This is a genomic window from Massilia sp. YIM B02769, from assembly GCF_030411995.1.
Lineage (GTDB): Bacteria > Pseudomonadota > Gammaproteobacteria > Burkholderiales > Burkholderiaceae_D > Telluria.
Window position 1 is genome coordinate 56,962 of sequence record NZ_JASNRC010000007.1, and the last position, 15,085, is coordinate 72,046.

The window sequence follows — 15,085 nt, forward strand, 5'->3', positions numbered from 1 at the left end:
GACATGACGAACGCATGCGGCGTCGACTTCGGCACCTCGAATTCCACGGTGGGCTGGATCGCACCAACAACCGGGCCATCGGGCGCACAGCGCACGCTGCTGGCCCTCGAAGACGGCAAGCCGACCCTGCCGTCGGTGGTCTTCTTCAACGCCGACGACGAAGAGGTGCGCTACGGCCGCGCCGCCCTGGCCGACTACCTGCAAGGCTACGAAGGCCGCCTGATGCGCTCGCTGAAAAGCCTGCTCGGCACCAGCCTGATGGACGGCCAGACCGAAGTGGCCGGCCGCGCGCTGCCGTTCCGCCTGCTGCTGGCCCAGTTCATCGGCGAGGTCAAGCGCCGCGCCGAAGCCCAGGCCGGACGCCCCTTCGAGCGCGCCGTGTTCGGCCGCCCGGTGTTCTTCATCGATGACAACCGCGCCGCCGACCAGTTGGCCGAGGACACCCTGGCCGAGGTGGCGAAGAGCGTGGGCTTCCGCGAGATCGCCTTCCAGTACGAACCGATCGCCGCCGCCTTCGACTACGAGTCCCAGATCGACCGCGAGGAGCTGGTCCTGATCGCCGACATCGGCGGCGGTACCTCCGACTTTTCGCTGGTGCGCCTGGGGCCGGAGCGCGCGAAGCAGACCGAGCGGCGCCAGGACATCCTGGCCACCGGCGGCGTGCACATCGGCGGCACCGACTTCGACAAGTACCTGAGCCTGGCCACGGTGATGCCGCTGCTCGGCTACGGCAGCCTGCTGCGCTCGGGCGCCGACATCCCGTCGAGCTATTACTTCAACCTGGCGACCTGGCACACCATTAACCAGGCGTATACGCGCAAGAGCGTGGCCCAGCTGGAAGACCTGGTGCGCGACGCCCAGGAACCGGCGAAACTGAAGCGCCTGCAGCACCTGATCGACGAGCGCGCCGGCCACTGGCTGGCCATGCAGGTCGAGGCCGCCAAGATCGGCTTATCAAGCCAGACGGCGGTCACGCTGGAACTCGACCGCCTGGCGCCGCCGGAAAACCTGCTGGTGGAGCGCGTGCAGTTCGAGAACGCCATCGGCGGCCTGCTCGACGCGATCGACGTCACCGTGCTGCGCCTGCTGGCCGATGCCGGCCTCAAGCCGGACGCGGTCGATACCGTGTTCTTCACCGGCGGCTCGAGCGGCGTCGGCCTGCTCCGCGAACGCGTCGGGGCCCTGGTGCCGGGCGCGCGCAAGGTCGAGGGCGATCTGTTCGGCAGCATCGGCGCCGGGCTGGCCCTCGACGCGCTGCGCAAATTCGGCTAAGGTCTCGCTATGCACCCGTCCATGTACCACTTCGAACGCCCCATCGTGATGCTCGACTTCGAGACCACGGGCCTGTCGCCTGCCATGGGCGACCGCATCACCGAAGTCGCGGCCCTGCGCATCGAGGGCGGCCGCATCACCGAACGCTACGTCTCGCTGGTCAACTGCGGCGTGCGCATCCCGTCCTTCATTACCGCACTCACCGGCATCAGCCAGGAGATGGTCGACTCGGCGCCGCCGGCCTCGACCGTGGTGCCCGAGCTGCTCGACTTCATCGGCGGCGATACGCTGTCGGCCCACAACGCCAGCTTCGACGAGAAGTTCCTGGTGGCCGAGGCCGAACGCCAGCGGCGCAACTGCGGCCACGCCGCCCTGGTGTGCTCGCTGAAGCTGTCGCGCCGCGTGTTCCCGGGCCTGGCCAGCTACAAGCTCGGCCAGCTCTCGCGCCAGCTCGGCATCGCATTCCGCGGCAGCGCCCACCGGGCCGAGGCCGATGCCGAGGTCGCCGCCGAAGTGCTGATCCATATCGGCCGGCACATCGGCTCCTCCTACGGGCTGGAGCAGGTGGCGCCGGACTTGCTGGTCTCGCTGAACCGCTTGGCAGCTGCCAAGGTGCCGGGCTGGCTCGACAAGTACGCAGCCGAAAAGAAGTCCTTGCGCGCCGCCTGAATCACGCGCCTGACGAGCCCGCCACGCAGCAGCCTGGCGGGCTTTTTTGTTGGCGCGCAGGCGGACACGATTGCGCGCAGTCAAACTCCCGCCTTTCTCCGTCGTTAAAATTTTGCTAATACTTATCAGGCTGCCACGCCCGTCTCCTCTTCGATGTGCGTAGGGCAGCCGCGCATACACACGTCCATCTGCCGGGGAACGAGCATGAACCGCCAAAAGCTCCACCGCGAGAGCCATCAGACCTACGTGTGGTTCCGCGAAGCCGCCGAGCGCGGCAATCCTTACGCCCAGTTCAACCTCGGCCTGCTGTACAAGAAGGGCGAGGGCGTCGAGCGCAACGATGCCGCCGCCTTCCGCTGGCTGCGCCAGGCCGCCCTGCAGGGCCTGGCCTTTGCCCAGAACCACCTCGGCGCCATGTACTACCATGGCCGCGGCGTCGAGGCCTGCGATGCCGAAAGCGCGCGCTGGTTCCGCCTCGCCGCCGACCAGGGCGACGCCTCGGCCCAGCAAAACCTCGGCCACATGTACCGCAAGGGGCGCGGCCTCAAGCAGGACTACGAGCGCGCCCTGTCCTGGTACTACCGCGCGGCCGAGCAGGGCGTGGCCAGCGCCCAGAACCTGCTGGGCGAGTGCTACCTGCACGGCCTGGGCGCGGCCATTCATCATCCGCTGGCCATGGCCTGGTTCCGCAAGGCGGCGCTGCAGGGAAACGCCCCGGCCCAGCTGAATCTCGGGCTGATGATCAAGCGCGGCCAGGGCGTGGATGCCAGCGACACGCAGGCCCTGTACTGGTTCCGCCAGGCCGCCGCGGCCGGCGAGCGCGGCGCCCAGCGCCAGCTCGGCCTGGCCTATGCCGACGGCCTGGGCGTCAAGGCCGACCCGCGGCGCGCCCTGGCCTGGCTGCAGCGCGCCGCCAACCACGGCGACCGCGAAGCCCAGTTCATCCTCGGCACCCTGTATGCCGACGGCCGTCACACCGAGCGCGACGAGCCGCGCGCCATCGAGTGGTATACGCGCGCGGCCAGCCACGGCCACATCGGCGCCCAGTACAACCTGGCCAACATGTACGCGCACGGGCGCGGCGCCCCGGTCGACCCGCAGCGCGCCTTCGACTGGTACCGGCGCGCGGCCGAGCAGGGCGCGCCGAACGCCCAGTTCAACCTCGGCGTCATCTACGCCAACGGCCAGGGCGTCGAACGCGACGACGTCCGCGCCGCCCACTGGTACGGCCTGGCCGCCGACCAGGGCGACGCCAGCGCCCAGAACAACCTGGGCGTGATGTTCGCCAGCGGCCAGGGCGTGCAGCAGGACGACCGCCGCGCCGTCTACTGGTACACGCAGGCAGCCGAGCAGGGCCATGCGCTGGCCCAGTACAACCTCGGCGGCATGTACAACAGCGGCCGCGGCGTGGCGCGCGACCCGGTGCGGGCCTACATGTGGATGCTGCTGGCGGCCGATGGCGGCGATGCGACGGCCAACGTCAACAAGACCATCGTGGCGCGGCGGCTCAGTCCGTCGGAGATCGGGCATGCGATCGATCTGTCGCACAAGTGGCAGCTGAGTCATCGGGAGGCGGCGGGGCGGCACACCAGATAGGGAAGGAGGCGGCCGCAACCCCGGGGCCGAGTGTCGCCCCTGTCCAGTACTTGCAGCCCGCCGTCGAGCCGCAAGCGCCGGATGACGCCATCGAATTCGGGTCATCCCTGGTGCATATGATCGGCTGTATGACAAGCCAGCAGGGCCGGAGTCCGGCCTGTCCCATTCGGCGCGCGCCCTGTATTGACGGGCGTTCTGCCGTCTCCCCCATTTCCTGGAACGCCAGGGTCGAGGCCTCCGTACAGTCGCGCACCGCCGCGTTGTGCGTTATGATTCCCGCCGGCACATCCGCCTTTCCCGACACAAGGTTCCGAGAACAATATGCACAAGAGACACGCAACGCTCGTCCTGGCCCTGATGATGGCCTTTGGCGCCCACGCCGCCGAGCCGGCATCCTGCCCGGCCGGTTCCAAGCTGACCTACCCGGTCACGGCAAAGGTCGAACAGACCGACAACTACCACGGCACCACCATCGCCGACCCTTACCGCTGGCTGGAAGACGCCAACAGCGCCGACACCAAGAAGTGGGTCGACGCCCAGGTCGCGGTGACCCAGGCCTACCTGGCCCAGATCCCGCAGCGCAAGGCGATCCAGGAGCGCCTGACGACCTTGTGGAACTACGAGCGCTACTCGGTGCCGTCGAAGGAAGGCGGCCGCTACTTCTACAGCCGCAACGACGGCCTGCAGAACCAGTCGGTTCTGTACACGATGAAGAACCTGTCCGACGAGCCGCGCATGCTGCTCGACCCGAACACCCTGGCCGCCGACGGTACCGTCGCACTGGCCGGTGTCGAGGTCAGCCCCGACGGCAAGCTGATGGCCTACGGCACCGCTGCCTCGGGTTCGGACTGGAACGAGTGGAAGGTGCGCGACATCGACAGCGGCAAGGACCTGGAAGACCACCTGAAGTGGGTCAAGTTCTCGCAGACCGCCTGGACGAAGGACGGCAAGGGCTTCTTCTACAGCCGCTACGACGAGCCGACCGAGGCAACCAAGCTGGCCGCCGTCAACTACCACCAGAAACTTTACTTCCACAAGATCGGCACCCCGCAAAGCGCCGACACCCTGGTCTACGACCGTCCGGACCAGAAGGAATGGGGCTTCCGCGCCCAGACCACCGACGACGGCAAATACCTGTTGATCACCGCGACCAAGGGCACCGCGCACAAGTACCGCATCTTCATCAAGGACCTGTCGAAGCCTGACGCGAAAGTCGTGCCGCTGATCGACAACTTCGACGCCGCCTACGACTTCATCGACAATGTCGGCGACGTGTTCTACTTCAGCACCGACCGCAAGGCCCCGCGCCAGCGCATCGTCGCCATCGACGTGCGTAAACCTGCCGAGGCCAACTGGAAGCAGGTCGTCGCCGAGACCGGCGAGACCCTGAACGGCGCCCACATCATCGGCGACCGCCTGATCACCGAGTACCTGAAGGATGCGCGCAGCGTCGTGCGCGTGAGCGACCTCAACGGCAAGCTGGTACGCGAGATCAAGCTGCCGGGCATCGGTTCGGTGTCGGGCTTCACCGGCAAGCGCAGCGATAAGGAAACCTTCTTCTCGTTCACCGGTTTCACCACGCCGACCACCATCTACCGCATGGATGTGGCCAGCGGCAAGACCGAGGTGTTCCGCCAGCCGAAGGTCGACTTCGACCCGAACGCCTACGAAACCCGCCAGCAGTTCTTCACCAGCCGCGACGGTACCAAGGTGCCGATGTTCATCGTCTCGAAGAAGGGCCTGAAACTCGACGGCAGCAACCCGACCTACCTGTACGGCTACGGCGGCTTCAACATCTCGATGACCCCGGGCTTCTCGCCGGCCAACCTGGCCTGGATGGAAATGGGCGGCGTGTATGTCGTGGCCAACCTGCGCGGCGGCGGCGAGTACGGCGAGTCGTGGCACCAGGCCGGCACCAAGCTGCAGAAGCAGAACGTGTTCGACGACTTCATCGGCGCGGCGCAGTGGCTGGTCGACAACAAGGTGACCTCGCCATCGAAGCTGGCAATCGGCGGCGGCAGCAACGGCGGCCTGCTGGTCGGTGCGGCGATGACCCAGCGCCCGGACCTGTTCGGCGCGGCGATCCCGATGGTCGGCGTGCTCGACATGCTGCGCTTCCACAAGTTCACCATCGGCTGGGCCTGGACCTCGGACTACGGTTCGTCGGAAAACCCGGAGGAATTCAAGGCGCTGGTGAAGTATTCGCCGCTGCATAACCTGAAGCCAGGCACGCAGTATCCGGCGACGATGATCACCACCGCCGACCACGACGACCGCGTGGTGCCGGCGCACAGCTTCAAGTTTGCCGCCGCCGCCCAGGCTGCGCAGGCCGGCTGCAATCCGATGATCATCCGCATCGACACCAAGGCCGGCCACGGCGCGGGTAAACCGACCGCCAAGCAGATCGAGGAAGTCGCGGACCGTTGGGGCTTCCTGAGCAAGGCCTTGAACATGTAAGTTTGCCGGACGTAGTAGAAGACGCGACGCACCGGTGCGCCTTTGGGCGCCCGGTGCGTTGTTTCACTGTCAGGTTCTCGATTCGCCCGTCCTGGAAAGGCCATCTTGCTCACAGCGCACGACCATTTCGATTACGACGCGGCCCTGGCTGCGTGCGCGCGCGGCGATGACCGCGCCTTGCGCAGCATCTACGACCGCGACGGCCGGCGCCTGCTGGGCGTTGCCCTGCGCATCGTGCGCCGCCGCCAGGTGGCGGAGGACGTGCTGCACGATGCCTTCCTGAATATCTGGACACGGGCGGCCAGCTTCGATCCCGCCCGCGGCGAGGGCCGTGGCTGGATCTATAGCGTGGTCCGGCACCAGGCGCTGAGCGTGGTGCGCGCCGGCGGCCGCGAGCTGCAGCTCGGACAGGAAGGTCTGGACGCGATCGAGGCCGAGGCGGTTTCGCACGCGGCGGGCTTGCCCGACGCCTTCGAGCGCCAGCAGGACATGGGCCGCCTGCACGACTGCCTGGTCGGTCTCGACGAAGCCAAGCGCAACAGCATCCTGTACGCCTATGTCGACGGCTGTTCGCACGCCGAGATTGCGCAACGCATGCAGTCGCCGCTCGGCACCATCAAGGCCTGGATCAAACGTGGCCTGAATGCTTTGAAGGAGTGCATGGGATGACCCCGCCGCCAGACGACGATATCGAGGCGCTTGCCGGCGAATATGTGCTCGGCACGCTGGAGCCGGGCGAACGCCGCAGCGTGGAGCTGGCTTTGCCGCACGACGCGGCCCTGCGCGCCGCCGTACAGGCGTGGGAAGCCCGGCTGCTGCCGCTGACCGTCCTCGCCGAACCCCTTGCCCCATCGGCGCAGCTGTGGCTGCGGATCGAGGCGTCGCTGGCGCACCTGGCGCGTCCGGCGGCGCTGCGGACAGATGTGGCGCCGAAATGGCATGCACGCCTGAATTTCTGGCGCGGTCTGGCTGCGACCGGGTTCGCGGCGGCGCTGATGCTGGCCCTGTGGCTGCCGCAGCAAACAGCTGCGCCGCGCTACACCGTGGTGCTGGCTGCGCCGTCGAACGCGGCACCGGGCTGGGTGCTGCAGGCGAGCGGCGCCGGCAGCATCAAGCTGGTCCCGCTCGGGCCTACAACCGTGCCGGACGACAAATCCCTGCAGCTGTGGACCAAGGCCGACGACTGGAAAGGCCCGGTCTCGCTGGGCCTGGTGAAGCCGGGCGAGACGGTCGACGTGTCGCTGGCGAAGCTGCCGCCGCTGCAGCCGAACCAGCTGTTCGAGATCACGCTCGAACCGAAGACCGGCTCGCCGCTGAACCGCCCGACCGGCCCGATCCTCTACATCGGCCGCGCCGTGCAGTTGTAGGGTGGACGGCTCCGCCGTGGTGGTGGCGCATCCCGCGGCGTATGCGCCGTCCACGCGTCCAGCCAGCATTAAATCAGAGTCAACCTGACACGACGCCGCCGTGCAGTTACGCGTCCAGCCGGCGGCGGAAGGCCGGCGTCGTGATACCGCGCCTCGGTGCAGGCCCGGGTTGAACGCGTGGACGGCGCGAATGCCGCCTCGGTGCACCGTCCCGGGTGCAGCCGTCCACCCTACGGTTTCATCCAGATCGCGAGGTCGCGCAGGCCCGGCAAGCCGCTACCGATCACCGACGTGGCAGGCGTCGCCGCGCCGTTCACGGGCGTGGCCGCACCGGTAGCCAGGTCGATGCGGTACAGCGACGACGGGCCATTCACCGCCGTGCGCAGGGCCGCCAGCACCAGGCCGTTGGCGCCGCCCACGATGTCCATGCCGCCTTCACCCTGCACTGCAAGGCCCAGCGCCCCGACATTCACCAGCGTGCCGTCGTTCGGCGGATTCTGCAGCGCCAGGCTGGCGCTGGCGCCGTCGATATCGTAGAGCATGGTGCTGGCCGCACCGGCATAACTGTTGGTGTAGGCGGCGGCCGTCACCACCGGCGCGGCGCCGGCGCGGTTGATGGCGCCGTCGGTCGTGGTGGCGCCGGTATCGACATTGATGCGCAGGCTTTGCCCGGTGTTGCCGATCACGCGCAGGCGGTCGGCGGCCGGGTTGAAGTCCACCGCAAAGGCGCTGCCGGCAATCGCCGTGTAGGGCGCGCTGGTATCGGCGGCGTCGGCGGAGAGGGTGGCCTTGACGGTGGCCGCGCCGCTGGCCGGGTCGATCGTCACGATGCGCGCGTTCGAAGTGATCCCGTACAGCAGGCCGTCCTTCGGGCGAATGTCGAAGCCGAGCAGGGTCTCGCCGGCGGCCATGCCGCTCAGCGCCACCGAGGCGTCGACCGTGTTCGGCGCCGTGTGCTTGAACGTGACCAGGCGCCCGTCGTCGGTCAGGCCGAGCAGGGTCGGCGCCTGGGGGGGGCGCAGGGCGATGCCGCGAATGTCCTCGGTGACGCCAACCGTGCCGACGGCGCTTGCCGCGTTCGCGGTCGCGGCCAGGTTGATCGTGTACAGGCTGCGCGCGCCGCCCACCGTCAGCACGGCATAGCCGGTGTTGGTGCGGGCGTCAATGTCGAGGCCGTTCGCCGCGCCGGCATCCACGCCCAGCGCCACCGGCATGCTCAGGGTGCCGTCGTTCGGCGGATTCTGCAGGTAGAGCGTGTCGCTCGCGGTGTCGAGCACGTAGAGCGCGGTGCTGGCGGTGCCGGCGAAGGAATTCGTGTACGCGGCGGCGCTGACGGCCGCATTCGCCGCGCCGCCGTTGATGTTGCCGTCGGTGGTGGTGGCGCCGGTGTCGACGTTGATGCGCAGGCTTTGCCCGGTATTGCTGACGATGCGCAGGCGGTCGGCGACAGGATTGAAGTCGACCCCGAAGTCGCTGCCGGCCAGCGCCGTGAACGGCGCCGTGGTGTCGGCCGGATCGGCGGCCAGGGTCGCCTTCAGGGTGGCGGCGCCGCTGGCGGTGTCGAGCGTGTAGATGCGGCCGCTGCTGCCGACCGCGTACAGCAGCCCGTTGGCCGGGCGGAAGTCGATGCCGATCAGGTTCTCGCCGCTTTGCAGGCCGGTCACGGCGACCGTCGTGCGCACGGTGCCGGGCGCGTCGCGGTTGAAGGAGACCAGCTTGTTGCTGGCGGTGAGGGCGAAGATGTCGCCGGCCGTCATGACCGGCGGATTCGGCGTCGGAGCAGGGGTGCCCACATCGTCGTGGTGGCTGTTGCTGCCGCAGGCCGCCAGGGCCAGTGCGATCGACGAGGCGAGGATCAGTTTCGGAAATGCGGTATTCATGGTCGGCTTCCTCCAGGGTTGGCACTGCGTATCAGGGGTCGTCGGCAAGGCGTTCGAGGCTGTCGAACACGCTGCCATACCCGTACTACGCGGCCGATCCGTTCTTGGATGCAGTCCGATGAAAATATTTTATGAAAGCCGCAAGCTCACCTGTTCGGCGCCGCCCGCGCCCCGCTCTCGGTCATCGCCCGGATGCGCTCTGCCATGGCGTCGATCGAGAACGGCTTGGTCAGCACCGCCATGTCGGGCTGCAAGTAGCCATTGTCGAGCACAGCCGTTTCCGCGTAGCCCGTGATGAATAGCACCCCCATCCCCGGGCGAGAGATGCGCCCGGCGTCGGCCATCTGGCGTCCGTTCATGCCGCCGGGCAAGCCAACGTCGGACACCAGCAGGTCGATCCGCGCATCCGACTGCAGGATCGCGAGACCGGCCGCACTGTCGGCCGCCTCGATCCAGGCGCAGCCCAGGTCTTGCAGGATGTCGATGACCAGCATGCGCACGGCGGGCTCGTCGTCCACCACCAGCACGGTGGCACGCTGGGCGGCCGGTTCAAGCGCCCGGGGCGCGGCCGTGGCGCCGGCGGCGTCGCCCTCGTCGTCGCCCGCGCCATGGTGGCGCGGCAGGAAGATGCTGACCGTCGTTCCCGTGCCGATGGCGGACTCGATGCGCACCTGGCCGCCCGACTGCTGGGCAAAGCCATAGATCATCGACAGGCCGAGACCGGTGCCCTGGCCGATCGGCTTGGTGGTGAAGAAGGGCTCGAAGGCGCGGGCGATGACTTCCGGGGACATGCCGCTGCCGGTGTCGCTCACGCTCAGCGCCAGGTACTGGCCGGGGGCCAGGCCGTGCTCGCGCGCAGCCCGCGCGTCCATCGACCGGTTCGCGGTCTGGATGCGCACGGCGCCGCCATCGGGCATCGCGTCGCGGGCATTGATGCACAGGTTGAGGAGGGCATTCTCGAGTTGCGGCGCATCGACCAGGGCGGTCCAGGCACCGGGCTCGCAGAACACCTCGATGCGCGTGGCCGGCCCGACGGTACGCTCGATCAGCTCGCGCATGTCCGCAACCAGCCGGTTGACGTCGGTCGGCTTGGGCATCAGCGTCTGCTGGCGCGAAAAGGCCAGCAGGCGATGCGTCAGCGCCGCCGCCCGGCGCGACGCGCCCAGCGCCGTCGTGATGTAGCGCTCGAAATCCTGGAAACGGCCCTGCTGCATGCGCACCTGCATCAGCTGCAGGGCGCCGGAAATGCCTGCCAGTAGATTGTTGAAGTCGTGCGCCAGGCCGCCGGTCAGCTGGCCGACGGCTTCCATCTTCTGGCTTTGGCGCAGGGCATTCTGCATTGCCTCGAGCTCGGCCATTTGCTCTTTCTCGCGCGTGAAGTCGCGGCCGACCGCGTTGATCAGGTCCTCGGCCGAGCGGGTCGACCACGAGATCCAGCGGTAACTGCCGTCGCGGTGGCGGTAGCGGTTGTCGAAGCGGCTGTGCCCGATGCCTTGCGACAGTTCCTGGGCGCCGGCGATCGTGTGCTCCATGTCGTCCGGGTGGATGAGGTCGAACAGGTTCGATCCGATCAGCTCATGCTCGCGCCATCCAAGCACCGCCGCCCAGGCCGGATTGGTTGCCGTGATGACTCCCGTGAAGGTGCAGCGCAACATGATGTCCGACGACAGGGTCCAGAGGGCGTTGCGGTCCCGGGAGCGCTCGGCAACCTGCCGTTCGAGATCGATCAGCACGCGTTTGCGCGCGTCGATGTCGTCGATGACAAGAATCGCCCCCGCTTGCATGCCACCGCTGTCGACCAGAGGCACCGCGCTGACGGCGATCCAGGATTCCGTGCCGTCTGCGCGGGTGAGCAGGAATTCATCGCCTGGCGTCACCAGCTCGCCGCGCAGGGCCCGGGCATCGGGATAGTTCTCGGGGGAAAGCAAGCGTCCCTGCATGTCATATCCGCGCCAGCGCGCGCGCACCTGTTGCGCCGCATGCAGGGGCAGCTCGGCTTCAGACAGGAACGTCTTGAAGACCGGGTTCTGCAACAGGCAGCGGCCGCCCCCGTCCACCAGGCAGACGCCGACGGGAAGGTGTTCGATCAGGGTGGAGAAGCGCCTGGCGGCGTCCCTGCGCGCCACGATCTCGTTTTCCAGCGCCAGGTTGCGCGCACGCAGTTCGAGCTCGGCAGCGTCGCGCTGACGCGCCGCGATCACGCCGGCCGTGGTCTCGGTCGCGATATCCAGCAGGCCCATGATCCTGCCCCGGTCGCGCACGGGACTATAGGCAAACGACCACCACGTGTCTTCCTCGTAGCCGTTGCGTGTCATGCACAGGTACATGTCGCTGAAGTGCACCGATTCGCCGGCATGCACGCGCTCCACCAGCGGGCCGATATCGTTCCAGACGTCGGACGAGACCTCGTAGATGGGCTGGCCCAGCGCCGCCGGGTGGCGCTTGGCCAGGAAGGGCGCGTAGGCGGCGTTGTAGAGCAGGGTCTGTTTCTCGCCCCAGGTCGCGCACATCGATAGCGGCGAATCGAGCATCATGGAGAAGATCGCCTCCAGCGCGGCCGGCCACTGTTCGCGCGGGCCAAGCGGTGTCGTGCTCCAGTCGAACGCGCCGAGTTCGAGGGTAAGCGGACTCATGTCGGCACCTGGAGCGCGGCGCGCGGGTCGGGACAAGCGGGAGCGGGAAATGCGGGAGCGCGACGGGATGAAAGCATGCGAGCGACGAGTGGAGGACGCTTGTTGGTAGATGTCTTTCATTTTGGCATATATCTACCAACAGTTCAAAGCCCGGTACCGTAAAGTCACATCGCCGTCCCGCAAGAAGATGCTGCCAGGAGAGGGGTATCCCCGCACCCGTTTGCGGCGCTAGCGGTGCACCACCACCAGCAGCGCCTTGGCCTCGGTCTTCCCGACATTGCGCAATATGTGGTCCTGGTCGGCCGGATAGCGCGCCGTACCCCCCGCCTTGACCTTGCGTTTCGAGGTGCCGACCTCGATCTCGAGCGTGCCGTTAATCACCGTCATGTGCTCCTTGGTGCCCGGATCGTGGGCCTGGGACGCCAGTTCGCCGCCCGGCGCCAGGGTCAGTTCGTACCACTCGTACTGGCCGGCCAGTTCCATCGGTCCCAGGATGCGCAGGGTATAGCCGGCGTGGGTGCCGGGCAGGGTCGGGGTTTCGTGGGCGTCCAGCACGCGGATGGCTTCGACGTCGCGGGTTTCCGAGGCCAGCAGTTCGCCGATCTGCACGCCCAGCGCGTTGGCCAGACGCCAGGTGATGGCGATGGTAGGATTGGCCTTTTCGCGCTCGATCTGGGACAGCATCGACTTCGATACCCCCGCGATGCGCGACAGGTCTTCCAGCGTCAGGCCGCGCGCCAGGCGCAGGCGTTGCAGGGTGGCGCCGACTTCCGGCGGGGCGTTATTGGTCGTGACCACGGTTTTCATCTCTACAGACAGCTCGGGTAAATGGAGGAGCGCCGCACCTTGCCAAGTTCAACAGGTCGGCGTAATATTCATTATATTGAATTTTGGTTCGAGATAGCGAAAACGCAGCACAGCATCGAACCGGTACGGCAAGCGGTCAACGGTACAGCATAGTCCAACAGCCGGTCAAGCCGGCAACCACAGACAGGGAAATCACATGAGCGAACAAGCGAAGAACGCCTTTTATACTGGTCTGCAGAACAATCTGTCGACCTTGCGCGACCAGGGCCTGTTCAAGCCCGAGCGCGTGCTGGCGTCGCGCCAGGGCGCCGTCGTCGAATCCAGCGATGGCCGTACCCTGATCAACATGTGCGCGAATAACTACCTGGGCCTGTCGGGCGACCTTGAGACCCAAAAGGCCGCGGAAGCCGCGCTGGCCAAGTACGGCTACGGCCTGTCGTCGGTGCGCTTCATCTGCGGCACGCAAACCGTGCACAAGGAACTGGAACAGGCGCTCTCGAAGTTCCTCGGCACCGAAGACACCATCCTGTACGCAGCGGCTTTTGACGCCAACGGCGGCGTGTTCGAGCCGCTGTTCGACGAGAACGACGCCATCATCTCCGACGCCCTGAACCACGCCTCGCTGATCGACGGCATCCGCCTGTGCAAAGCCGCGCGCTACCGCTACGCCAACAACGACATGGCCGACCTGGAAGCCCAGCTGCAGGCAGCCACCGCCGCCGGCAAGCGCCACAAGGTAATCGTCACCGACGGCGCTTTCTCGATGGACGGCACCATCGCCCAGCTGGATAAAATCTGCGACCTGGCCGACAAGTACGGCGCGCTCACGCTCATCGACGAATCGCACGCTTCCGGCTTCCTCGGCGCCACCGGCCGCGGCACCCACGAGCACTGCGGCGTGATCGGCCGCATCGACATCATCACCGGCACCCTCGGTAAAGCCCTGGGCGGCGCGATGGGCGGCTTTACCTCGGGCCGCAAGGAAGTCATCGAGACCCTGCGCCAGAAGTCGCGTCCCTATCTGTTCTCGAACACCCTGGCGCCGATGATCGCCGGCGCCTCGCTCGCCGTGCTGGAACGGATCGGCAAGTCGACCGAACTGCGCGACCGCCTGATGGAAAACACCGCCTACTTCCGCCAGGAGATCGAGCGCATCGGCTTCACCATCAAGCCGGGCACCCACCCGGTGGTGCCGGTGATGCTGTTCGACGCGCCGGTGGCGCAGAAATTCGCGGCGCGCATGTTCGAACTCGGCGTGCTGCTGTCGGGCTTCTTCTACCCGGTGGTGCCGATGGGCCAGGCGCGCGTGCGCGTCCAGCTGTCGGCCGCGCATACCCGAGAACAGCTCGATACCGTGCTGGCCGCCTTCGAGCAGGCCGGCAAAGAGCTCGGCATCCTCAAGAATAATTAAATCAATCAGGCTTCAAGGAATATCAGCAAATGGAACGTCTCCTCATCATCGGCGCCAACGGCCAGATCGGCAGCGAACTGGTTTCCGCACTCGCAGAACAACACGGCGCCGGGAATGTGCTCGCCACCGACATCGGCAGCAACAACGTCTACGGCGCGGCGCGCTACGCCCAGCTCGACGTGCTGGACAAGGACAAGCTGGCGCAAGTCATCGCCGACGAAGGCATCACCCAGGTCTACCAGCTGGCCGCACTGCTGTCGGCCACCGGCGAAAAGGCGCCTTTGAAAGCCTGGACCCTGAACATGGACGGCCTGCTGAACATTCTCGAAGTCGCGCGCGAACGCGGCGAAGCCGGCAAACCGCTGAAGGTGTTCTGGCCATCGTCGATCGCCGCTTTCGGGCCGAACACCCCGGCCGAGAACACCGCGCAGTACACGGTGATGGACCCGACCACGATCTACGGCATCAGTAAACTCGCCGGCGAGCGCCTGTGCGAGTATTACCACACCAAGTACGGCGTGGACGTGCGTTCGATCCGCTACCCGGGCATCATCAGCTTCAAGTCGCCACCGGGCGGCGGCACCACCGACTACGCGATCGCCATCTTCCACGCGGCACTGAAGGGCGAGACCTATGAATGCTTCCTCGGCCCGGAAACCACGCTGCCGATGATCTACATGCCGGACGCGATCCGCGCCACCATCGAGCTGATGGACGCCCCAAGCGAACAGGTGAAGATCCGCTCCTCGTACAACGTCGCCGGCGTGTCGTTCAACCCGCGCGAACTGGCCGCCGCCATCAAGCAAGCCGTGCCGGCATTTGAGGTCGCCTACAAACCGGACAGCCGCCAGGCGATTGCCGATACCTGGCCGAAGAGCCTGGACGACAGCCGCGCGAGCGCCGACTGGGGCTGGAAGGCACGCGTCGGTATCGAAGAGATGGTGTCGAGCATGCTCGAGAACATCGACGTCGGCGCCACCGCGTAAGCCATCG

The 15,085-nt window shown here is 67.0% G+C and carries 11 protein-coding genes; 8 read left to right on the plus strand and 3 right to left on the minus strand.

Annotated elements, in window-relative coordinates; all coding sequences use genetic code 11:
• Nucleotides 1-3 precede the first annotated feature (3 nt).
• The 6 genes from QPK31_RS12560 (at nucleotide 4) to QPK31_RS12585 (ending at nucleotide 7,361) form a co-directional block, all read left to right on the plus strand.
• Nucleotides 4-1,272 (plus strand): Hsp70 family protein, encoded by a 1,269-nt coding sequence (locus tag QPK31_RS12560; RefSeq protein WP_290423271.1) that lies wholly within the window; start codon nucleotides 4-6, stop codon nucleotides 1,270-1,272.
• Nucleotides 1,273-1,293: 21 nt separating this feature from the next.
• Complete coding sequence (locus QPK31_RS12565) at nucleotides 1,294-1,941, plus strand: PolC-type DNA polymerase III (protein ID WP_290423272.1); 648 nt, start codon at nucleotides 1,294-1,296, stop codon at nucleotides 1,939-1,941.
• A 204-nt stretch (nucleotides 1,942-2,145) separates the two neighbouring features.
• Complete coding sequence (locus QPK31_RS12570; RefSeq protein WP_290423273.1) at nucleotides 2,146-3,537, plus strand: tetratricopeptide repeat protein; 1,392 nt, start codon at nucleotides 2,146-2,148, stop codon at nucleotides 3,535-3,537.
• A 321-nt stretch (nucleotides 3,538-3,858) separates the two neighbouring features.
• Nucleotides 3,859-5,994: a prolyl oligopeptidase family protein gene (locus tag QPK31_RS12575; protein ID WP_290423274.1), complete on the plus strand. Its 2,136-nt coding sequence runs from the start codon at nucleotides 3,859-3,861 to the stop codon at nucleotides 5,992-5,994.
• 105 nt (nucleotides 5,995-6,099) lie between these two features.
• Nucleotides 6,100-6,663: a sigma-70 family RNA polymerase sigma factor gene (locus tag QPK31_RS12580; protein WP_290423275.1), complete on the plus strand. Its 564-nt coding sequence runs from the start codon at nucleotides 6,100-6,102 to the stop codon at nucleotides 6,661-6,663.
• Nucleotides 6,660-7,361, plus strand: a complete 702-nt coding sequence (locus QPK31_RS12585) for an anti-sigma factor domain-containing protein (RefSeq protein WP_290423276.1) — start codon at nucleotides 6,660-6,662, stop codon at nucleotides 7,359-7,361. The genes QPK31_RS12580 and QPK31_RS12585 overlap by 4 nt, the downstream gene beginning before the upstream one ends.
• Nucleotides 7,362-7,591: 230 nt before the next feature.
• Here the strand turns inward: QPK31_RS12585 and QPK31_RS12590 are convergent, their stop codons facing one another.
• The 3 genes from QPK31_RS12590 to QPK31_RS12600 form a co-directional block, all read right to left on the minus strand.
• Complete coding sequence (locus tag QPK31_RS12590) at nucleotides 7,592-9,241, minus strand: DUF4394 domain-containing protein (protein ID WP_290423277.1); 1,650 nt, start codon at nucleotides 9,239-9,241, stop codon at nucleotides 7,592-7,594.
• A gap of 146 nt (nucleotides 9,242-9,387) precedes the next feature.
• A complete protein-coding gene (locus tag QPK31_RS12595) occupies nucleotides 9,388-11,874 on the minus strand; it encodes a PAS domain-containing sensor histidine kinase (protein ID WP_290423278.1) in 2,487 nt (828 codons plus the stop codon).
• 228 nt (nucleotides 11,875-12,102) lie between these two features.
• A complete protein-coding gene (locus tag QPK31_RS12600) occupies nucleotides 12,103-12,681 on the minus strand; it encodes a helix-turn-helix domain-containing protein (protein ID WP_290423279.1) in 579 nt (192 codons plus the stop codon).
• A 196-nt stretch (nucleotides 12,682-12,877) separates the two neighbouring features.
• Here QPK31_RS12600 and kbl point away from each other — a divergent pair, with 196 nt between their 5' ends.
• Together kbl and QPK31_RS12610 are read left to right on the plus strand one after the other, a co-directional pair.
• Nucleotides 12,878-14,092, plus strand: coding sequence for a glycine C-acetyltransferase (gene kbl, locus QPK31_RS12605; RefSeq protein WP_290423280.1), 1,215 nt, complete (start codon nucleotides 12,878-12,880; stop codon nucleotides 14,090-14,092).
• Between the two features lie 29 nt (nucleotides 14,093-14,121).
• Nucleotides 14,122-15,078 carry an NAD-dependent epimerase/dehydratase family protein gene (locus QPK31_RS12610; RefSeq protein ID WP_290423281.1) on the plus strand — a complete coding sequence of 319 codons (957 nt, stop codon included), beginning with the start codon at nucleotides 14,122-14,124 and terminating at the stop codon, nucleotides 15,076-15,078.
• Nucleotides 15,079-15,085 lie beyond the last annotated feature (7 nt).